This is a genomic window from Flavobacterium psychrophilum (assembly GCA_001708385.1).
Classification (GTDB): domain Bacteria; phylum Bacteroidota; class Bacteroidia; order Flavobacteriales; family Flavobacteriaceae; genus Flavobacterium; species Flavobacterium psychrophilum_A.
On the sequence record CP012388.1, the window covers coordinates 147,941 to 170,702 of the forward strand.

The window sequence follows — 22,762 nt, forward strand, 5'->3', positions numbered from 1 at the left end:
GCAGCGTGGCAACACTTATCCTAATGTCAAGAATTTTTATCGTCCGTAGTAATAAACGGAGAAAAAAAGAAATTATCTTAAAGCTCAGGCCAAAGGTGTTTTCATTTTTACGTAATATTTTACTTTCTAATGATACGTATACGCCAGATGATGTCTATGCATTATATGTACAAAATTTTGACAGACTAAATGATAAGTCATACATATCTGTTGTTCCCACTCTTGAAGATATTGTTAACCAGGAGCGAAAAACAATCAACGCGGCCAATTATAACAGTATCATTAAGGGATTAAAAATAGATAAATGCCTGGAAGAAAGATTGGATTATTCAAGTACCCGCATGAGAATGCTTGCTTTACAGTCGCTATCAAGGCTTGGTCTAACGATTTCAGACAGTAAAATTTTACCTTATGCTTATTCAAATGATGATGCTTTAAGGAAAGAATCCAGAATTTCGTATATGGGTGTCAGTAATAATAATCCGTTTAAATTTTTCGATGATACCGATAACATTAATGAATGGGAAGAGATAAACCTAATGCATCAATTTGAAGTGCATCATAAAGAACACTTACCCAATTTTAGTAAATGGATTGAATATTCTGATGACGCCGAAAAAATTAAATTTTTTATCAGGCAGGCCGCCTTTTTCAACCAGCAAACGGCATTAAACACCGTTGAAAAGTTTATTGAGCACGAAGATTACAGAGTACGTAAAGAGGCGATACTTGCTGTTGGAAAAATGAAATCGCTTGAAAGTGAAACAGTATTGATTGAAATCTATTTCTCTCAGCCATTACAATGTCAGTTTGCTATTATCGAAAGTATATCTTTTATGAATAGTGGAAAATCACTGCAATTTTTGAAGAAAGCTTATGATCTGGCCGAAAACCCGGATTTAAAACGTTTATGTGCAGAAGCTATTTATTTTTATGGAAGCGAGGGGAAGCTTCTGTTTAATAGCCTTCTGAAAACTGAGAGTTTTGACAACAGGACAATTCTGGATCATGTGCAGAATTCCCTGATAATTTCTACGCTCAAAACATTTCATGGTTTTGCTAAAAACTACAACCGTACATCGGTAACATTATAATACCATAACAAACACTACACACCTTACATAACATTACGGCTTGTTAAATTAAAACTGGCCGTATAAAATCATATTATCTAATGGGAGAGACCAATTTTTTTGAGGCTTTCGTGTTTACCTATGCCTCTATGTTACTGCTGCTGTATCTTATGTTAGCACTATTTTCATACATAAACACGAGAAGGTACAGAACGTACAATACCCGGCTTGATGACGGCTTCTTAATGGAATCTCCATTAACACCGGGAATATCTGTAATCGCGCCGGCCTACAATGAAGAGAAAACTATAATTGTAAGTACAAGGTCGTTACTTTCTCTTAATTATCCGCAATATGAAGTAATCATAGTTAATGATGGAAGTACAGATGATTCACTTGATTTACTAATAAGTGAATTTGAACTTGAGGAAACACCATTTGCCTACGTTGAGAGAATTAAAACCGAACCTTATAAAAGGATATTTAAATCAGTAAACCCTGAATACTCTCATCTTATTGTAGTAGATAAGGAAAATGGCGGAAATAAAGCGGATGCTTCAAATGCGGGTATTAATGCTTCTCAATACCCCTATTTTCTTTGTACGGATAGTGACTGTATCATCGATAAGAATGCTTTATTAAAGATGATAAAGCCGGTACTTAATTCGCGTAAAAGGGTTATTTGTGTTGGCGCTACTTTAAGAATGTCTAACAATTGTGAGATAGAGAATGGAGCCATAAAACGTGTGAAGCCGCCCAAACAGTGGATTCCGAGATTTCAGGAACTGGAATATCTTCGTGCTTATTTATTTGGAAAAATGGGGTGGAGCCTTGTAAACTGTGTGCCTAACGTATCGGGAGGTTTGGGCTTATTTGATAAAGAGATTGCCATTACTAGCGGAGGCTATGATCCGGCATCGCATGCGGAAGATATGGATATTATGATCAAGATGTCTGCCTATATGATAAATAATAAAGAGAAATATAAGGTTGAATATATTCCGGTTTCTGCATGTTGGACAGAAGGGCCTCCAGATGTTACAATACTTGGACGCCAAAGGACGAGATGGGCGAGAGGGCTGGCGCAAATATTCTTTGTACATAGAAGGATATTTTTCAATCCCAAATATAAAAGGCTTGGTATGGTAATTTTTCCGATACAGCTCTTAACAGAATTTCTTGCACCGGTTATTGAAGCCGTAGGACTTATCTATTTTATTTATCTTATCGTTACAGGGCAGTTAAATTGGAGTACGGTAGGGATTATATTCCTTTATTCCTATTCAGCCGCAATAATGTTCGGGTCACTGGTAATACTAATGGATAATGTAATTAAAAGGCATTATGAGACTACAAGGGAGATCTTTCAATTATGGATGATGGCATTTTTGGAGCCATTTATTTACCATCCGCTTCAGATATTTTTCTATCTCAAAGGATACTTTAAATTTTTCACCTCAAGCGACATGGAATGGGGAACCATGACGCGCCAGGGATTCCAACAGGACACAATACCGGATTCTAAAGCAATAACAGAAAATAACATATAAACAATGCTAAAAAGATTTATACATATAGCCCTGACATATATATTCACCATTTGTTTTTTCGGAAACGCATATAGTCAGGAACCTACCGCAACTCAATATTACGCTCTCGCTAAGAAAGAAAGTGCAAAGAAAAATTTTGCTAAGGCAACATCCTATTCTGAAAAGGCATTGAAAAAAGCTCCTAAAAACATGGATATTAAAGAGTATTTGGGAAAGTGCTACATGGACACTAAAAAGTTTGACATGGCGAGGTTAACCTTGCTGGAAGTTTTGAAGGAAAACCCTAAAAGGACCGATTCGCGTTACTACCTGATTAATATAGAAAGCCAGACAAAACGTTATTATAGTGCGGTTTGTTACGTAAACGAGATACTTGAAGTAAAGCCTTATGATAAAGAGCTATGGATAAAAAAGATTAACCTTTATAATTTAATGGGTGATACTGTAGAATCTGACAGGCAGTTAAGAAGGCTTTACCAAATATTTCCTGAGGACAACGAGATAAAAGCTATTTATACCAATACGCTAAAAGAGAACGCCGGTAAGCATAATAAAAAAGGCGATGTAGATGATGCAGCCAAACAATATGAAGATGCTTTAGCTATAAATAAAAAAGACGTTGAATCTTACCTAGGGTTAATTAACGTCTACACTAAAGCGGGAAATTATCAGGGAGCATTGAGTACTGCCGATAAAGGCTTAAATGCATTGCCGGGAAATAAAGCCCTCGTTGATAAAAAGATTGGTGTCCTTGAAAAAATGCATAACTATCAAGATGCTATTAATTTGGTAAAACAACAACTTAAAAAAGGACAAGGTGAATACTATAACAAACAGCTTAGCTACCTTACCGCTGAAGCTGCCAGGTATTACAAAAACTCAGATCCGTACGAGTTGTATGGGCAGGTATACGAGAAAGACAAGGCCAATACAGAAGCACATGATTATTTGCTGAACACTGCCGTAAGCAGAGGTTATTATGGCGATGCACAGGCTATACTTAACAAGTCACTTAAAAGTAATCCGCAGTCAAAAGAGCTTTTGGCTAAACAACTGTATGTTTACGAAAACCAGCAGAACAAGCAAGGTGCGAGGGCTACAATACAAAAACTGTTTAACTTCTATGGAGAAGATCCGGATATAAGGCAGAAATATGAATATTATATTCTTCAGGATGCTAAGGATGAATTTAGCGATGGTAATTATGATGATGCTTTGGTATTGTTTGAAACCCTTGGTAATAATTCAGATTACGGTAAATCGGCTAACAATTATATCTATTCAATTTATCTTCGAAAAAAAGAGTACGTAAAGGCGATGGATCATATCGAAAAGCTAATTAAAGCGTACCCTAAAGAGACTGAATATCTCTTAAAGAAAATGGACCTTCTTGCTGATATGGGCGATTATGATAATGCCTACGCCATGGCAAAAAGCTATTATGATCAAAACCCGGAAAGCCTTCAATTTAAGTATATGTATAATGACATGGCTTTTGAATATATGAAGTATCTTCAGCAAAAAGAAGATTATGCAATGGTTGCTTCTATTGCCGATGGATTAATAGTATCAAACCCAGATAATCTGGAAGCATACAACTATGCGATTTCGGCAAGGGTAGCAATGAAAAACTACGATGAGGCAAGGCGACTTACAGAGCAGGCACTTAAATATTATCCGGATTCTAAAGAATTGCGCTTAAAAGAAGCAGGATTGTACTCTGCAAATGGAGAACATGATAAGGCAGTACAGGCGTTACACGAAATTGAAAAAGATTATCCGTACAACAGTACAATACGAAGTTCTCTTATAGAAGAAATGATGGTACATGCAAAGGATAGGGAAGAGCGCGGTGAAAATCGTGAGGCTATGAATATTTATCGTGAAATTACTTTACTTAATCCCAAAGATACACTGGCCCCTGTAAAACTTGCCAACCAGCATATTAAGAGAAAAGAGTACACCGATGCCATGATAATTGTAGATAATGCCCTTAAAGAAAACAAGGATAACAATCAGTTGTTGTATCTTAAAGGTATAATTTACGAAGAAACTAATGATTTTAAAAGAGCGAAAGAATATCAGGGAAGATATAGCCCACCGTCAAACAGGCTTGCCGAATATAAAGAGCACATGCAGTATTTAGATTCCAGATTACTTAAAAATCAAATTAACCTAACATATCTTAAAGCAACAGCCGATACACTACCTTTCAATTTGTCGGTTGGAGCGCTTGAGTATGTTCGCTTTGCGAAAAAAGATACCTACGCTGCAAGGGTAAATTACACAGGCAGAGAGTCTGGAGTTGGCATACAGGGAGAAGTTGACTGGTATCATAAATTCAGGAATAAGTCTTATTTTTATGTAAATGGTGCGGTAGCCAGTAAATTCTTTCCAAAGTACAGGGCTGCGTTCTCATTTTACCAGCCATTTGCAAAAACATGGCAGGCGGAATTGGGTGGTAGATATATGTACCTGCAGGATAACAGGAGTCTTTATACAGGAATCGTTGGGTTAGAAAAGACACTTGGCGATGTATGGCTAAACGCAAGACTGTCGTTACTTACAGAAGGAGATAATTTATATTATAATGTGTTGGGACAGGCTCGTTTTTATATGAATAATCAAAGGCACTATGCACAGGCAATGGCATCTGTTGGTAATGCCCCGGAAGACCTTAGCCTGGACTTTCAGGTAAACAATACGTTATCGTTTCCCACTACAATGGTGGGAGCCGGATATTTTCATTCTGTTGGTTTCAGTACGGTTTTTGGAATAATGGGCAACTGGTACAATTATCACGTAGCTAATGATACTTATCTAGATCAGTACACATTAATGCTAAGTATTAAAACTAAATTTTAAAGAATAATGTTGATAAGGTTAAACTTGATTATGATACTCCTATGTTTCAGTTGCAATTCTCAGCAGACTGACCTTATTATATATAAAAAAAATGAGATTATACCTAACATAATTGTAGAAGGTGGTATTTCTGAGTCAGTAAAAGATCACTTTAATAACTTGTTTGAAAAAGCTACAGGAACTGTTATTAAAGAGAATACGGATTCTTCGGACAGGTTTATTACAATAAGGTTTAAATTATCCGGTAGAGGTAACGAGGACAATTTCAGTATCGTATCGAAGAAGAACATAGTAACTATAGAAGGAGCACATCCTTCAGATATTATAAATGGTATCAATTACTTTTTTAGAAAATATGCAGGCCTGTTCTATATTTCAGGTAAAGGTATAGTCGGCAAAGAAGTAAAGGAAATTGTCGTACCAAAGAATTTATCCTATCGCCAGTCGACAGCATTTGAATATAGAGAGCCATATTTTCCGGATAATTATGATTTGGTGTTTAGACAATGGTATGGCACTCAAGCCATGGAAGATATTTGGGGATTATGGGGGCATAACATTGCAAAAGCAGTAACTCCTTCACCAAAAATGTTTTCTGTTATAAATGGTAAAACCTGCGAAGATCAGTTTTGTTTTACGAGTCCCGAACTAGAAAATGCGTTGGTATCTTATGTAAAAATGCAGACAGAAGAAAACCCGGACTATTCGAAGTTTATGATACAGGCCAATGATAATAGTGTAGTTTGCCTTTGCGATCGTTGTAAAGCTGCGGGTAACACAAAAACTAATGCCAGTCCTACCGTATTCTCGCTGTTAAATAAACTGGCAAAACAATTTCCTGATAAACAGTTTGTAAGTACTGCGTATATCACGACCCAACATGCACCTAAGTTTAAGTTGGAAAATAATACTGCTATCATGATAAGCACTATGGCATTTCCTAAGGGAATAGTTTTGGAGAAATCGCACAAGAAAGAAGAAATCGAAAAGATATTTTCCGAATGGAAAAAGGTAACTAAAACTATTTACCTCTGGGATTATGCTGTGAACTTCGATAACTATTTTAAAGCCTATCCTACGTTGCTTTCTACTCAGGCTAATTTAAAATATTACGAGAAGCTTGGTGTAAAAGGTGTTTTTATGCAGGGTAGTGAAGGGGAGTATTCGGCTTTTTCAGATCTCAAATGCTATATATACGCATTGCTACTGAGCAATCCTAATATTGATGTAAAGCAGGAAATAGTACGTTTCTTTAAAGCGAAATATCCTGGGTCATCAGATTTGTTGGCAGATTATTATTTAGGAATCGAGAATAAAAGCTTTAGTTCTAAAAGAGCCCTCGATATTTATGGAGGCATGGCCGAATCTAAAAGAAAATATTTTAAAGCAGAGGGTTTTAATAACTTTTACAACGCTTTATTAAATAGGACTGAAACACTATCGGATGATGAAAAGAAAGATAGTAAACCCTTATTGCTGTCGCAGACTTTTATTAAACTGGAACTACTAAGGACTGATAATAACGCGTTAGTAAATATACCCGAAGCGAAGTCACTTTTAAACCGATTAAAAGAGCTATCACGCGATACAGGGATTAAAATCTATAATGAAATGGGGTATTTGATCTCTGATTACTGTAAAGAATGGGATGTCGAAATTATCAATCAGCCTTACGCTAATCTTGCATTTGGCAAAGATGTAAAGTTACTATCGAAGCCTGACGATGATTATAACAACCCCTCAATACTAACTGATGGAGATATTGGTTTTAGTGATTATTACAACAATTGGATGTTGTTTACCGACGAGGCAATTTCGGTTAGTTTCGATGCAGATGATGTAAGAGGTGCTAAGACGATAGAAATGGATTTTTTACATGATGTACAACACAATATCTACGCACCTAAAAAGGTTGAAATAATTATCGGGTCAAAAAAATATGGGGCAGCTATAATAACTGATGATAATAAATTAAGCAAGAAGCATGTAAAGATAGCTGTCGAGATAGAACCATCAGATAAAATAATTGAAGTAAAGACTTTTAAAACAGAGGAATTTAAGAATAAGTCTATGGCGTGCGATGAGATATTTTTTAAAAAATAAAACCACATGAAAACATTAATAAACAGGTATACGGTAGTATTGATTTTACCAATACTACTATGCTTTACTAATTGCAAAAAATTAAATGACACAACAGAGCTTACTACTTTAAAAATGGAAGATCCTGTTCGTCATTACAGTCCAATAATGCAGGGGATAAAGCAGAACATCAAAGTAAAATTAACCAATACAGGAAAGAATCCATTGGTTGTAAAAAACGTATTGCCATCCTGTGGCTGTACCATTGCAAAATTTCCATCGCATGGTATAACACCAGGCAATTCTGCAGATATTGTAATGGTTTATGATAGTTCTAAAAACACAGGATATACTGCCGTATACACAACCATATCTACCAACACAAAAGAGCAGGTGCACTCATTCTTTTTCGATATCAATGTAGTTCCCAATTCCTTACATACAAAAGATTATGAAGAGCTGCATTCTGAACAGGTTGGGAAGGGCACGAAATATAACAGGGATGAAATTGATGAAGAAACGAATATAAGGCACTATGAAACAAGGTGATAAATAGTGATAAAAATACAGGAGCGATATCATATATATATATCGCTCCTGTTGTCTTAGTAGTAATTTTAGTTATTGTAAAGCTACAAAGTAGTTATGAGAAAAGATATCCCTATTCATAGGGATATTTTGGATTGATTGATAACACCATAAAAACGTTTATGTTTGCTTTAACGTAACTATTCATACAGAATGGCTAACTTTAACCCTTAAATATATACCTGAAAGATTTACATCATGTCTCAATTTATTAAAATATATCCCGAAAACCCAAACGAAAAGGAAATTGCCAAAGTGGTGAAGATACTTCGCGATGGAGGGCTTATAATATATCCAACCGATACAGTATATGGATTAGGTTGTGATATTACTAATAGTAAGGCGTTGGAACGTATCGCCAAGATAAAGGGCATTAAGCTGGATAAGGCTAACTTCTCTTTCGTGTGCAGTGACCTGAGTAATATATCAGATTATGTAAAGCAGATTGATACGTCAACATTTAAGATACTTAAGCGATCGCTTCCGGGACCATATACGTTTATCTTGCCGGGTAATAATAATCTCCCTAAAGAATTCAAGAAAAAGACAACCGTAGGTATCCGTGTGCCTGATAACAACATAACGTTAGAGATAGTGCGTCAATTGGGAAATCCAATTGTTTCAACTTCAATTTATGACGAAGATGAGGTTTTGGAATATTCCACAGATCCTGAATTGATCTTTGAAAAATGGCAAAACCGTGTTGATGCTGTTATTGATGGTGGATATGGCGATAACGTTGCCTCCACAATCATAGATCTTTCAGGTGATGAACCTGTAGTTGTAAGGGAAGGCAAAGGAGATCCTGACGTTTTTTAGACTACGTATGTCACTACTAGAAGAAACGACTAAGTAATCTTTTATTTTTAGATTGTTACACTCAATTACATTGCATTTAGAATGACAAATGATTCATCATTTAAAAACAATAAGAAATATACTTTATTATCTTGGAGTTTGCCGTCCTTCTATAGCCTGACCTAAATTATAACTCGATATATTTAACTATTTATTGGACAATCGGCTAAAAAATCTTTTTACATTGGCAATTTTTTCTGAGAATGCGTGAAAGATAAAGTTAGAAGGATGTTCAAAACTAAGTCTCCTTCCTTCAATAGCTCCATCATCCGTAAATAAATCGTAACATTTTCCTTTTATAATGTGCCATCCCTCACTTAGTAGTAAATCATCGTTAAGATAGTTTGCCTCAGAAGATAATGTATGTACATTTCCATCTTTACAGAGGTAAAATGCAAATCGATCTTGCTTGTCGCAAAAAAAAAGGTATTCAGGCCCACTGGGATCACAGCGTTCTATCCAAAAAAAAGTTTCAATACATTGTGGTAAATCTTCTAAGTCTACTTCAAAAGATTCATTAGTGTTAGGAATACCGGCTAGCTTTTCAAAACGAGCTACAGAGTCCTTAAGAGGCTTATATTTATTTTTTCTAGCACCTAGTAGCTCCATCTTGAAATGGGAAACAATGTAAAGTTCACTAATGTCTAATGTTGTAAGTAATGTTATTATTTTTTCTGATAGTATTAAGGTAAATGTACTCAAATCGTCATGATCAAAGCCAATTGGCTTGTGATGATATGAAAATTTTTCAAAAGGAATCTCGAGTATGTCAAATAATGAATTATAATCCTCTTTATCTTCATCACTTTCAAATTCAAAATTTTGCCAATCTTTCATATCACCTTGAAATTCGTTGATTATGGATGTAATAAATTTCTTCGATCTGAATATATCCTGACGTAAAACCTGTTTGATCATTATTGGTAAATTTGGAAGGGAATAGCACAAAAAATCCTACGTTTACGGGCGTAGGATTGTAATTTGATATAATATACTTAATTAAGAATTCTCAGTTTTTAGCAAGCTGATGATCTGCTCTGCAAGTTCGGTACCTATACGGTCCTGAGCTTCAAGTGTAGCAGCACCGATATGCGGGGTAAGTGATACTTTTGGATTCATCAGTACCTGTATAGCAGGTTTCGGCTCTTCTTCAAAAACATCAAGACCTGCGAATGCTACTTTACCTGAATCAAGTGCATCAACAAGTGCAACTTCATCAATTACACCACCACGTGACGCATTAACAATACCAACACCATCTTTCATGGCATCAAACTCGGCTTTTCCAATAACATAACCGCCTTCCTGTGCAGGTACGTGAAGCGTAATAAAGTCGGCATGTTTGTAAATATCTTCCATTGGTTCAGTAACGATATCCACATTGATGAATTGTCCGTTGTAGAAATCAACCCTGATCTCTGCATTACCAACAAATTTATCTGACGCAATAACACGCATACCCAGTCCTAAAGCAATTCTTGCAACAGAACGGCCAATACGCCCAAAACCTATAATACCTAATGTTTTACCACGAAGCTCGATTCCATTCGTGTAGGCTTTCTTAAGACCTTCGAAGTTTGTGTCGCCTTCAAGAGGCATATTGCGGTTGGCATCATAAAGGAAACGTACACCGCTAAAAAGGTGTGCAAATACAAGCTCTGCAACAGAATCTGATGAGGAAGCAGGTGTATTTATTACATGAACACCTTTTTCACGTGCATATTCTACATCAATATTATCCATACCAACACCACCACGGCCAATGATCTTAAGACCCGGGCAGGCATCGATAATGTCTTTACGTACTTTAGTAGCACTACGCACCAATAATACGCTAACATTATTTGTGTTTATATAATTGGCAACCTGTTCCTGTGCCACTTTTGTCGTTATAACTTCAAATCCGCCATCTTCAAGGGCAATTACACCGCTTTTAGATATACCGTCATTTGCTAATACTTTCATTTTATTTATTTAAAAATTTAAAGATTGAAAAATTGAAAATTCAATCGGATATTTAGAGAATCTCATTTCGGCAGGAGTAGAGCTACTGCCAATTGCGATTGCTTTACTATATACTTTTTTCCAGTTCCTGCATCGCATTTACTAATACCTGAACGCTTTCTATCGGCATAGCATTATAAATAGATGCTCGGTATCCACCTACAGAACGGTGGCCCGGTAATCCGCTAATACCTTTAGATTTCCAAAGTTTATCAAACGCATCGGCATGTGCCTCATCATTTAGAAGGAAGGTTACATTCATTTTAGAACGGTCTTCTGTATTGGCAGTACCTTTAAATAACGGATTGCGGTCTATCTCAGTATAAAGAAGGGCTGCTTTGGCGTTATTTTTCTTTTCCATTTCAGCAATACCTCCATTGTTCTTAAGCCATTGAAGCGTAAGGTAAGAAGTATATATAGCGAACACAGAGGGAGTGTTATACATACTCTCTTTATCGATATGCTGTTTATAATCAAGTATAGAAGGAATCTGTCTTCCTGTTTTCCCAAGAATATCTTCTTTAATAACAATTAGAGTAGTACCTGCAGGTCCCATATTTTTCTGCGCTCCGGCATATATAAGATCGAACTTAGAGAAATCAAGCTGACGGGAAAATATATCCGAACTCATATCACATACAACGGGAACGCTAACTTCAGGGAAACTTTGCATTTGCGTACCATAGATGGTATTGTTGCTTGTGCAGTGAAAATAATCTGCATCTGCAGGAACAGTATAATCTTTAGGGATATAAGAATAGTTGTCAGCTTTAGAAGAACCAACGATTAGTGTATCACCAAACTGCCTTGCTTCTTTAATAGCTGCGGCTGCCCACGTTCCTGTATCCAGGTAAGCAGCTTTACCATGTTGAGTCATTAAGTTATAAGGTACCCTTACGAACTCAAGGCTTGCACCTCCCGAAAGGAACAACGCCTGGTAACCTTTTCCTGTAAGTCCCATAAGCTCTAAAACAAGAACACGGGCTTCGTCCATAACGGCTACGAAATCTTTGCTTCGGTGGGAAATTTCAAGAAGGGAAAGTCCTGAATTGTTGAAATTTATTACAGCCTGTGCGGCTTTTTCGAAAACTTCCTGTGGCAGGATAGATGGCCCTGCGCTGAAATTATGTTTTTTCATTGAATGAGATGAATTTTGGAAATGCAAATTTCCTAATAATGCGCCGAATAACAACTAATAATAATATAAAAAAAACGGCTATATTTTTGATAAAAATGCAAGAGTGTCAATATTATCTGCGTAATCTAACAGAGTTGGTTTTTGCGTGTTCCCGAAGGGAATACTGTCTTCCGTTAAATTATTGCTCACAACACATTGAAGCTGTTCATGTTCTGTTGCCAGTTTTTCTTTAAGAGCATCTAAATTGTCGTAATATTCATAAAATACGCTAGAAATTGGCGAGGCATACCCCTTATCTTCTTTTATGGTAAGAAATTCGTTATCCAGAAGCTTAAAATTACTCATCAGGAACACGGCTTTATTATAGTCGTAATTGTTCGCGTACTTGTCGTAATGAATTACATCCCTGTACTCGTAAATTGCTTCAAAGAAATTTTTAAAATCATAGCCTTCCGGAACAAATAACTTAGAAACATTACGGCATCCTAAACCAAAATAGCGAAAGATGTCTTCACCTAATCCTATTAGGTTTTCACGTGATTCGTTACCTGTAAGTATAGCGGCAGAGTTTCTATTCTTACGAATTATAGATGGCTTATCTTTAAAATAATATTCAAAATAGCGGGCAGTATTGTTGCTTCCTGTAGCAATAACAGCATCAAAATCCTGAAGCTTGCCTTCTGTGAATATAACAGACTCTGCAAACTCGGGCTCAACAGCAATCAGGTATTTTGCTAAAAAGGGCAGGAGGTGCTGATCGTTACTCGACGTTTTTATTAAGGCTTTATGTCCTGTTATCAGTACAGATAAGAAATCATGAAAACCAACGAGCGGAATATTTCCTGCAAGCACCAGTCCCACAGTTTTCGGCTGAACTTCTTCCAGGTTATAATTTTCCAGCCAGTTATCAAGGTTTTCAGGAGTTAAGGCTTCTGCCCAGGATTCCAATGCAAAAAACACCTGGTCCTCTGTGTACCAGCCATTATGCGATCTTGAAAGGCTTGCAAGTGCAAGCATATTTTCATAGAAAGGGCTGTTGTGTACTATATTGTCTTTTTGCTGGCTGTTATCCAGATGAAACTGGCTTAAAAACTTTCCAAGCTCAATAAAAGCGTTTTTTCTTTTCGTTAACGTCATTATGTTTGCGTATGAATGGATTTGCTCGTAATTTTGTTGCAAATTTACGATTAAATACTAAGATACGAATACGCTATGGCAATCATTATAACAGACGAATGTATTAACTGTGGGGCTTGCGAACCTGAGTGCCCAAATACGGCTATATATGAAGGAGCCGATGACTGGAGATATAAAGACGGTACAAGCCTTCGTGGAAGGATAGTGCTCCCTAGTGGAGAAGAAGTTGATGCTGACGAACCGCGTACACCGGTATCTGACGACATCTATTATATCGTACCCGATAAATGTACCGAATGTAAAGGTTTCCATGACGAACCACAGTGTGCTGCTGTATGCCCTGTGGATTGCTGCGTTCCCGATGATAACCATGTGGAAAGCGAAGAGACGCTTCTTAACAGACAGTCATTCCTGCACAGCGACGAATAATAACAATAAAAAAATCCTGAAGTTAACTTCAGGATTTTTTGTTTTCATAGCAATTGAATATTCTTATGGATTCTTGGTATACGTTTCTACCGTAACTCCATCTGAACTTTTATCATAGGTTTCTACAACAAAGTTCCCTTTTCCGTCAAAATAGCCTACAGAGGTTGTAGTTCCAGTCGTATAGATGTAATTATTGTTAGACGTTTTTCTTAACGTGCCATGATTCACATTGGTTGGCGATGCTATTTTATAGCCGTTAGCATCAGTTACAAACTGGTAACGTTGTCCATTCATTGTGTAAAAGCTTGTCTGATTTATTTGAGTCGGAACACCATCTCCTGAAACAGATGTTGTTGCTGTTACCTGAACTGGTGTAGGCTGAACATCTTTATTCAATTTTTTAGAGTCAGCGTCTTTTAGCTCTATATCCTGTGAAGCATTTCTCGTTTCAGTTTTAGTAACCGATTTTGGGTTTGCACCATCGTTTACTGTTACTTTAGTTGTTTTTGTCTCTTTCGTAACATTTTTGTTTACCTGCGCGCTAAGCGATAAGCTTAACGATAGCATTATAACTGCTGCAATAGTTTTCATGACTTTTTTGTTTTTAGGTTTTATTCACTAACAAAGTTATAGTCTGATTGTTAAACAAGTATGTATAAAAACATAAAGTATTGGTAAAAAAGAGTTGAGTGGCAAAGCGGCAAAGTTTCAAAGTTTTTAAAGTCTGTTGGTGTATTGCTTACAACTATATAATACTTCATTGGACCACTTTTTGACTTTGCTACTCAGCTACTTTGTAACTCAAAATCAAAACCCTATATTTGCACCCTCAAAAAAAGCCAATTCATGAAAGCAGGTATAGTAGGATTGCCAAACGTAGGTAAATCGACACTTTTTAATTGTTTGTCTAACGCTAAAGCACAAAGCGCTAACTTCCCGTTTTGTACTATAGAGCCTAACATCGGTGTAGTAAACGTACCGGATCCAAGGCTTGAAAAGCTGGAAGAACTTGTTAATCCTGAGCGTGTACAGCCTGCAACAGTAGATATCGTAGACATTGCAGGACTTGTAAAAGGAGCAAGTAAAGGTGAAGGGCTTGGTAACCAGTTTCTGGGTAACATCAGGGAGTGTAATGCTATTATCCATGTGCTTAGATGTTTTGATAATGACAATATTATTCACGTTGACGGTAGCGTAAACCCTATTCGTGACAAGGAAACTATAGATATAGAGCTTCAGCTTAAAGATCTTGAAACTGTTGAAAAACGTTTAGAGAAAGTAAAAAGAGCTGCTAAGACAGGAAATAAAGAAGCACAGGTTGAAGAAGCGTTATTGGAAAGAATAAGAGAAGCTTTATTACAGGCAAAATCGGCAAGAACTGTTGAACCTAAAAATAACGATGAAGCTATACTTCTTGAAGATTTTCAGCTTATCACTACAAAACCGGTACTTTATGTTTGTAACGTAGACGAAGGTTCTGCAGCTACCGGTAATAAATATGTTGAACAGGTTCGTGAACTTGTAAAGGATGAGAATGCACAGGTTATGTTCCTTGCTGTAGGTACAGAGGCTGATATTACAGAGCTTGAAACCTATGAAGAGCGTAAAATGTTCCTTGAAGACCTTGGGCTTACAGAGCCTGGATCATCTTCATTGATCAGGTCGGCTTATAAATTATTAAACCTTCAAACGTACTTTACGGCAGGTGTTAAAGAGGTAAGAGCCTGGACTATTAATATTGGAGATACAGCACCACAGGCTGCAGGTGTTATTCATACAGACTTTGAGAAAGGATTTATCCGTGCAGAGGTTATAGGGTATGATGACTATGTAACGTATGGTACGGAAGCTAAAGTGAAAGAAGCCGGTAAACTTAAAGTTGAAGGAAAAGAATATATCGTTAAAGATGGTGATGTAATGCACTTTAGATTTAACGTGTAATTTAATTACGAAATACAAATTATGAGCCTGTTAGAATTTATCTGACAGGCTTTTTTAATTTTGAAGTGTATGCTAAAATATAATATTTTAGCATTTTTATTACAACACATAATAATTCTATCAGCTTTTTAGTTATGGATTTACAAAGTATATTCTTATGAATTTTTTTTTTAAAGGGATTGGTTTTATTTACTATGATATTGTGTAATGATTAATTAAGGAAGGGCAGTTGAGTTGTATTTTGATTACCCAACACGTGCGCAATTCATAAGAATAATTAAGTTTAACAAGTTAGGCTGGGAAAAAGGTATAAAAAGATTAGATCGTAACGTATGAACAAAAAACTGAAACAGGTATTAAAATTTACAGGCAGGTTTATACTCGGTATACTTGCTTTTGTAGTGGTCTATGTACTGGTAGTTTTTATCACATCGCATATACCGATAAATTCCAGTCCGGAAAAAAGCGATGACGTTACTATTTATATTAACTCCAATGGAGTGCATACCGATATACTTGTTCCGCTAAACAATGATGTAAAAGACTGGACGACCTCCATCCGCTTCGATCAGACAAAATCTAAAGATAGTATAATGAAGTATGTCGCTTTCGGCTGGGGTGATAAAGGTTTTTATCTTGATACACCGGAATGGAGCGACCTGAAAGCCAGTACAGCGGCAAAGGCGGCTTTTTATTTAGGAACATCGGCAATGCATACGCGTTTTTACAATGTTGTGAAAGAAGATGCTGAGTGTGTAAAAGTTACAATCAGCAAAGATGATTATAAGGATATGGTAAAATATATTGAGGATAGCTTTTTGTTAGATGCCAACAACAATGTGCAATGGATACCTAACCAAAGTTACGGGCAGTATGATGCTTTCTATGAAGGTAAAGGCAAATACAGCCTGTTTTATACTTGTAATACTTGGGCGAATAACTGCTTAAAGGCTGGTCATCAAAAAGCTGCCTTGTGGACAGTTTATGACAAAGGAATTTTTTATCATTATCAATGATTTTTATAGATAATCCAAAAAGGAACTGGTTGGTTCCGCCATTTTTCTTAATTATATGTATTACGGCTTCGAGTATTCATGATTATGTACGATTTCATTATCACGATTATTTTGCAGTGTTAAATATTACCTTGTTTTTGTCCGCTATACTGGCAATTGTTTTTTCGTTTATAAATTCGCTTTTTATGTTGAAACAAATGATTTACAAAAAGATTAGATATCCATTATTTTTTTTGATAATAAATTTATTGCCTCTACTGTATGTTTTTATTTCAATTATTTACGTCACGTTGTTTAACTAAGTTTGGCACTCTTTTTGCCTTTCTTAAGGTATGAGAAACATAACTAAAACATCCAATACATTTCTTTTGCTGTTTTTGTTCCTTGGTTTTTCGGCGAATGCCCAGGACTATGCAAAAGTAGATGCCACTGTAAAAGGATATCCAAAATCCTTTGCTACACCCGATAAATTAGCCACACAAATCAGAAAGGATTTTAAACGTGATGATGAAAAAGCCCGTGCTATTTTTACATGGATTGCTACCAATGTAAAATACGATTATGCAGCCTACGGCGTTAACGAAAAGCCTGTTGCATACTCATTTAAAACTCAGGAAGAAAAAATTGCCAAGCAGAAAGCTTTGAAGACTGAACTGGCTCAAAAGACCTTAAAATCTAAAAAAGGAGTTTGTCAGGGATATGCAACATTATATACCGTAGTAGCTGATGAGCTTGGGCTTGAGAGTGTGATAATTCCGGGTACTTCCAAATCACACCCAATGCATATTGGTAAAGCACCGGGAGCAAGCGACCATGCCTGGAACGCCGTTAAGATAGATGGGGAGTGGAAGCTTTTGGATGCTACCTGGGGTGCCGGAACGATGACCGGAGCAAAACCTGAATTCGTTTTTAAATTCAACGAAAAGTACTTCTTCAGCGATCCGGATACCTTTTTCCTGAACCATTTTCCCGATGATAAAAAATGGCTGATGACCAACAGGACAGAAAAAGAATTTGCCAATCTGCCCTTATATTATGGCAACTGCCTTATGGGTGGTTATGAGTTTTTAACTCCTGATGCAGGAGTTCTTACTACTTCATCTTCGGGAGCTGTTTCATTTAAGATTAAAAACTTACAACCGGGAGATAAAGTACATTATGCGTTTAGTAAGGATAGGGTTTTTAAAGAAGTTAACCCTGTTGAGAGTGGTAATGTGGCAGCATTTTCAATTCCGTTAAACAATAATTCTGTAGGTACGCTTACCGTTTATATTAATCAGAAATCGGTTGCAGCTTATAAGATAAATAAGGCATAAACCTAAAACAGGCAGTTTGCTCTAAAAATAAGCCGGATTTTGCAATGCTTTTTAATAAGTTTCTGCAATCCGGCTTTCATTTTTTGTACAGAAATGGTACATTAGCAGAAAATCCATAAAACTTTATGCTGGAGCAGAATCAGTACACTGAAGATAACATCCGTTCACTCGACTGGAAAGAACATATCCGTATGCGTCCGGGTATGTATATCGGTAAGCTGGGCGATGGGTCCTCTCCCGATGATGGTATCTACATCCTTATAAAAGAGGTTATTGATAACTCAATTGATGAGTTCGTTATGGGTACCGGTAAAACTATCGAAGTTACCCTTAAAGATAAAACCGTAAGTGTGCGCGACTTTGGCCGTGGTATTCCATTAGGCAAGGTGGTAGATGTTGTATCTAAAATGAATACGGGTGGTAAATACGACTCAAAAGCATTTAAAAAATCAGTAGGTCTTAATGGTGTTGGTACAAAAGCGGTTAATGCTCTTTCTAACTATTTCCGTGTAGAATCGGTTAGGGATGGTATACTTAAAGCTGCTGAATTCTCTGCCGGAGAGTTAACACTTGAAGAAGATCAGGTGGAAACAAGCAAACGTAAAGGAACGAAAGTAATCTTTACTGCTGATGAAGCCATATTTAAAAACTACAAATACCGTAACGAGTACATCATTAAGATGCTTAAAAATTATTGTTACCTGAACACAGGTCTTACAATAATTTACAACGGTGAAAAATATTTTAGCGAAGACGGACTTAAAGACCTTCTTGCTGAAACCATAAGTGAAGACGACAGGATCTATCCAATTATCCATTTAAAGGATGAGGATATCGAAATTGCCATGACCCACAGTAGAACCCAATACAGCGAAGAGTATTACTCATTCGTTAACGGACAGAATACTACACAGGGTGGTACGCATTTAGGTGCTTTCCGTGAAGCAATTGTAAGGACTATCAAAGAGTTTTACAATAAGAACTTTGAAGCGTCTGATATACGCAAATCAATCGTAAGTGCGATAAGCGTTAAAGTTGAAGAGCCGGTTTTTGAGTCGCAAACTAAAACGAAGTTGGGATCTACCGATATGGGACCTGAAGCGCCAACGGTACGTACGTTTGTAAATGATTTTATCAAGAATAAGCTTGATAACTTTTTACACCGTAATCCGGATGTTGCAGAAGCATTGCTTAAAAAGATCTTACAGGCAGAACGTGAGCGTAAAGAACTTTCGGGAATCCGTAAGCTTGCAAGAGACAGGGCTAAAAAAGCATCGCTTCACAATAAGAAACTACGTGATTGCCGTGTACACCTTACCGATGCTAAAAATCCAAGAAGTTTAGAAAGCACACTTTTTATTACCGAGGGAGATTCAGCTTCAGGTTCTATCACCAAATCGAGGGATGTAAATACCCAGGCTGTTTTTAGTCTTAGGGGTAAGCCGCTTAACTCGTACGGTATGAGTAAAAAAATCGTATACGAGAATGAAGAGTTTAACCTGTTACAGGCTGCACTTGACATTGAAGAGGAAATGGAGAACCTGCGTTACAACAACATCGTAATTGCTACCGATGCCGACGTTGACGGTATGCACATCCGCTTGCTGCTTATAACTTTCTTTCTGCAGTTTTTCCCGGAACTTATAAAAGAAAACCACCTTTATATTTTACAGACGCCACTTTTCCGTGTCAGAAATAAAAAGGAAACCATATACTGTTACTCTGATGATGAGCGCAGAAATGCTATAGAGAAACTGAAGGGGAAACCGGAAATAACACGATTTAAAGGTTTGGGAGAGATATCCCCCGACGAATTCAAGCACTTTATTGGGCAGGATATTCGTCTTGACCCTGTTTTGATGGATAAAGCTACACCGATAGAAACTTTATTAGAGTTCTATATGGGTAAAAACACACCGGACAGGCAGGAGTTTATCATCAATAACCTTAAGGTGGAACTTGATGCAGTGGAGTAGATAGATGTAGAGGCTTGCCACAACTACATCTGTACCAAAAAATACAAAAATATATACATTCGAAAGTAATACATGGACGAAGAAAATTTTGAGCCTTTAAAAGAAGGAGAACATTTTTACGACAGGATAGGAGACCCTGAGTCTGGCGATACCATTACCAAGGTAACCGGTATGTACAAAGACTGGTTTCTGGACTATGCGTCTTACGTTATTCTTGAGCGTGCTGTACCTGCAATTGAGGACGGATTTAAACCCGTTCAGCGTAGGATTATGCACTCGCTTAAAGAACTTGACGATGGGCGTTATAATAAGGTTGCCAACGTAGTAGGGCACACTATGCAGTATCACCCGCACGGTGATGCAAGTATTGGCGATGCAATGGTGCAAATTGGCCAAAAGGAACTTCTTATTGATACTCAGGGTAACTGGGGTAATATACTTACGGGAGATGGTGCTGCTGCATCCCGTTATATTGAGGCGCGACTTTCTAAGTTTGCGCTTGAAGTGTTATATAGCCCTAAGATTACGCCTTGGCAAGCGTCTTATGACGGCAGGCGTAATGAACCGATTAATCTTCCGGTTAAATTCCCATTGTTATTAGCTCAGGGCGCCGAAGGTATTGCTGTTGGTTTGTCTACAAAAGTACTTCCACACAATTTTATAGAGTTGATCGACGCGTCTATAAAAATATTAAAAAACAAGCCTTTTACAATTTACCCTGATTTCCCTACTGCCGGTATTGCAGACGTTTCTGCATACAATGACGGTATGCGTGGCGGGCGTATAAGGGTTCGTGCTAAGATTTCTCAGTTAGATAAAAGTACTTTGGTTATCACGCAGATACCATTTAGTACTAATACAACAACTTTAATTGATAGTATCCTTAAGGCGAATGAAAAGGGTAAGATAAAAATCAGGAAAATTGAAGATAATACCGCTGCAGATGTTGAGATCCTGATACATCTTCCGGCTGGTGTTTCTCCTGATAAGACAATCGATGCATTATTTGCCTTTACAGCATGTGAAACATCGGTAGCGCCACTTGGTTGTGTTATCGAAGACCATAAACCATTGTTTGTTGGTGTTTCGCATATGCTTAAGATATCTACTGCACGTACAGTAGATCTGCTAAAACGTGAACTTGAAATTCAGCTCGATGAATTAGAGGAGCAATGGCACTTTCAGTCGTTAGAGCGTATATTTATTGAGAACAGAATATACCGCGCTATTGAGGAAGAAGAGACGTGGGAAGGAGTTATAAAAGCGATAGATGAAGGATTAAAACCTTTCACTACCCATTTAAGGCGTGCTGTTACAGAAGATGATATTGTTCGGTTAACTGAAATACGAATCAAACGTATTTCTAAATTCGATATTGATAAAGCTCAGGAAAAAATTGAAGCACTTGAAGGTGAGATAGAGCAGGTGAAACACCATCTTGCTCATATTGTAGAATTTGCAATAGACTTTTTCCAGGGACTTAAAGATCGTTACGGTAAAGGGCGTGAGCGTAAAACGGAACTTAGAAGTTTTGATAACATCGAAGCTACAAAAGTTGTGTTACGTAACACTAAGCTTTATGTGAACCGTGAAGAAGGCTTTGTAGGAACAGGTTTAAAGAAAGACGAGTATGTCGCAGATTGTTCTGATATTGATGACGTTATTGTATTCCTTCGTAATGGAAGCATGATGATTACCAAAGTGGATGTGAAAACATTTGTTGGTAAAGACATTATTCACGTTGCTGTATTTGATAAAAACGATAAGCGTACTATCTATAACATGATTTACCGTGATGGTAAGTCAGGGCCTTCATACATTAAAAGATTCAACGTATCTGGGGTAACCCGGGATAAGGTGTACGATCTTTCTGCCGGTACTAAAGACTCTATGGTATTGTATTTTTCTGATAATCCTAATGGTGAGGCAGAGGTTATTACAGTATTGCTTCGTCAGGTAGGTAGCGTTAAGAAATTGAAATTCGACCTAGATTTTGCTACCATGGCAATTAAAGGCCGTGCCTCAAAAGGGAATACGGTTACTAAATATCCTATCAAAAAGATTGAGCTGAAAGAAAAAGGTATCTCTACACTTAAACCCAGAAGGGTTTGGTTTGATGATACCGTACACCGGCTTAATGTTGATGGCAGAGGAGAGCTTTTAGGTGAATTCAGGCCTAATGACAGGTTGTTAATAATCAATCAGTCCGGAAAAGTAAAAACTATTATTCCGGAGCTTACCACGCATTTCGATGAAGGTATGATTGTTCTGGAGAAATGGGTTCCTAATAAACCTATTTCAGCTATTTATTTTGATGGCGAAAAAGAACGCTATTTTATAAAACGTTTCCTTGTAGAGAATGAAAACAAAGAGGAAATATTTATTACTGAAAATCCTAAGTCGCAACTAGAGATTGTGTCTACTGATTACCGTCCTGTTGCGGAGCTTGTATTTGCAAAGGTAAAAGGTGTTCAGAAAGAAAATCTTGTTATAGATATGGAAGACTATATCGCTGTTAAGGGCATTAAGGCGTTAGGTAACCAACTTACGTCTGATAAATTAAAACAGGTAAACCTTCTTGAATCATTGCCGTACGACCCTCCTGTGGAAGAAGTTCCTGAAGAAATGGAAGTATTGGGTGAAACAGATGTTAATGATACTAATATCACTCTTGAAGATGATGGACAAATAACATTATCTTTGGATTAGAGGATGAAAATAAAACTAAAAACTCACGCCTGTCGTGAGTTTTTTTATTACTATAAATAAGAAAGGCTCCGCATTGCGGA

The 22,762-nt window shown here is 37.0% G+C and carries 17 protein-coding genes; 12 read left to right on the forward strand and 5 right to left on the reverse strand.

The genetic code is table 11. The features are described 5' to 3' along the window. Positions 1–23: 23 nt before the first annotated feature. The 6 genes from ALW18_00660 to ALW18_00685 all read left to right on the forward strand — a co-directional run bounded on the left by ALW18_00660 (position 24) and on the right by ALW18_00685 (position 8,977). Positions 24–1,094, forward strand: a complete 1,071-nt coding sequence (locus tag ALW18_00660) for a hypothetical protein (protein ID AOE51160.1) — start codon at positions 24–26, stop codon at positions 1,092–1,094. Positions 1,095–1,174: 80 nt separating this feature from the next. Next, positions 1,175–2,623, forward strand: coding sequence for a glycosyl transferase family 2 (locus tag ALW18_00665; protein AOE51161.1), 1,449 nt, complete (start codon positions 1,175–1,177; stop codon positions 2,621–2,623). Between the two features lie 3 nt (positions 2,624–2,626). Beyond that, the gene (locus ALW18_00670) at positions 2,627–5,488 is read left to right on the forward strand and encodes a hypothetical protein (GenBank protein AOE51162.1); all 2,862 of its coding nucleotides are present in this window, start codon (positions 2,627–2,629) and stop codon (positions 5,486–5,488) included. 30 nt (positions 5,489–5,518) lie between these two features. Continuing rightward, positions 5,519–7,591, forward strand: coding sequence for a hypothetical protein (locus ALW18_00675; GenBank protein ID AOE51163.1), 2,073 nt, complete (start codon positions 5,519–5,521; stop codon positions 7,589–7,591). Positions 7,592–7,597: 6 nt separating this feature from the next. Beyond that, complete coding sequence (locus ALW18_00680) at positions 7,598–8,119, forward strand: hypothetical protein (protein ID AOE51164.1); 522 nt, start codon at positions 7,598–7,600, stop codon at positions 8,117–8,119. 237 nt (positions 8,120–8,356) lie between these two features. After that, complete coding sequence (locus ALW18_00685; GenBank protein AOE51165.1) at positions 8,357–8,977, forward strand: translation factor Sua5; 621 nt, start codon at positions 8,357–8,359, stop codon at positions 8,975–8,977. A gap of 186 nt (positions 8,978–9,163) precedes the next feature. Here ALW18_00685 and ALW18_00690 read toward each other — a convergent pair whose 3' ends face one another. The 4 genes from ALW18_00690 to ALW18_00705 all read right to left on the reverse strand — a co-directional run bounded on the left by ALW18_00690 (position 9,164) and on the right by ALW18_00705 (position 13,295). Beyond that, positions 9,164–9,934 (reverse strand): hypothetical protein, encoded by a 771-nt coding sequence (locus ALW18_00690; protein AOE51166.1) that lies wholly within the window; start codon positions 9,932–9,934, stop codon positions 9,164–9,166. Between the two features lie 81 nt (positions 9,935–10,015). Further along, positions 10,016–10,981, reverse strand: a complete 966-nt coding sequence (locus tag ALW18_00695; protein AOE51167.1) for a 3-phosphoglycerate dehydrogenase — start codon at positions 10,979–10,981, stop codon at positions 10,016–10,018. 106 nt (positions 10,982–11,087) lie between these two features. Continuing rightward, complete coding sequence (locus tag ALW18_00700) at positions 11,088–12,158, reverse strand: MFS transporter (GenBank protein ID AOE51168.1); 1,071 nt, start codon at positions 12,156–12,158, stop codon at positions 11,088–11,090. A 78-nt stretch (positions 12,159–12,236) separates the two neighbouring features. Then, entirely contained in the window at positions 12,237–13,295 is a 1,059-nt protein-coding gene (locus ALW18_00705) for an acyl-CoA reductase (protein AOE51169.1), read from the reverse strand. Between the two features lie 75 nt (positions 13,296–13,370). Here ALW18_00705 and ALW18_00710 point away from each other — a divergent pair, with 75 nt between their 5' ends. Then, positions 13,371–13,724 carry a ferredoxin gene (locus ALW18_00710; protein AOE51170.1) on the forward strand — a complete coding sequence of 118 codons (354 nt, stop codon included), beginning with the start codon at positions 13,371–13,373 and terminating at the stop codon, positions 13,722–13,724. Positions 13,725–13,787: 63 nt separating this feature from the next. Here the strand turns inward: ALW18_00710 and ALW18_00715 are convergent, their stop codons facing one another. Then, positions 13,788–14,315 (reverse strand): hypothetical protein, encoded by a 528-nt coding sequence (locus ALW18_00715; GenBank protein AOE51171.1) that lies wholly within the window; start codon positions 14,313–14,315, stop codon positions 13,788–13,790. Positions 14,316–14,570: 255 nt separating this feature from the next. Between ALW18_00715 and ychF the strand changes: the two genes are divergently transcribed. From ychF to ALW18_00740, 5 genes are all read left to right on the forward strand, one after another. Continuing rightward, positions 14,571–15,665, forward strand: coding sequence for a GTP-binding protein (gene ychF, locus ALW18_00720; protein AOE51172.1), 1,095 nt, complete (start codon positions 14,571–14,573; stop codon positions 15,663–15,665). Positions 15,666–15,997: 332 nt separating this feature from the next. Next, positions 15,998–16,681: an urease-associated protein gene (locus tag ALW18_00725; GenBank protein AOE51173.1), complete on the forward strand. Its 684-nt coding sequence runs from the start codon at positions 15,998–16,000 to the stop codon at positions 16,679–16,681. A 332-nt stretch (positions 16,682–17,013) separates the two neighbouring features. Beyond that, positions 17,014–17,997 (forward strand): hypothetical protein, encoded by a 984-nt coding sequence (locus ALW18_00730; protein ID AOE51174.1) that lies wholly within the window; start codon positions 17,014–17,016, stop codon positions 17,995–17,997. Positions 17,998–18,122: 125 nt separating this feature from the next. After that, complete coding sequence (locus ALW18_00735; protein ID AOE51175.1) at positions 18,123–19,973, forward strand: DNA topoisomerase IV; 1,851 nt, start codon at positions 18,123–18,125, stop codon at positions 19,971–19,973. A gap of 72 nt (positions 19,974–20,045) precedes the next feature. Beyond that, positions 20,046–22,682 carry a DNA topoisomerase IV gene (locus ALW18_00740; GenBank protein AOE51176.1) on the forward strand — a complete coding sequence of 879 codons (2,637 nt, stop codon included), beginning with the start codon at positions 20,046–20,048 and terminating at the stop codon, positions 22,680–22,682. Positions 22,683–22,762: the final 80 nt, after the last annotated feature.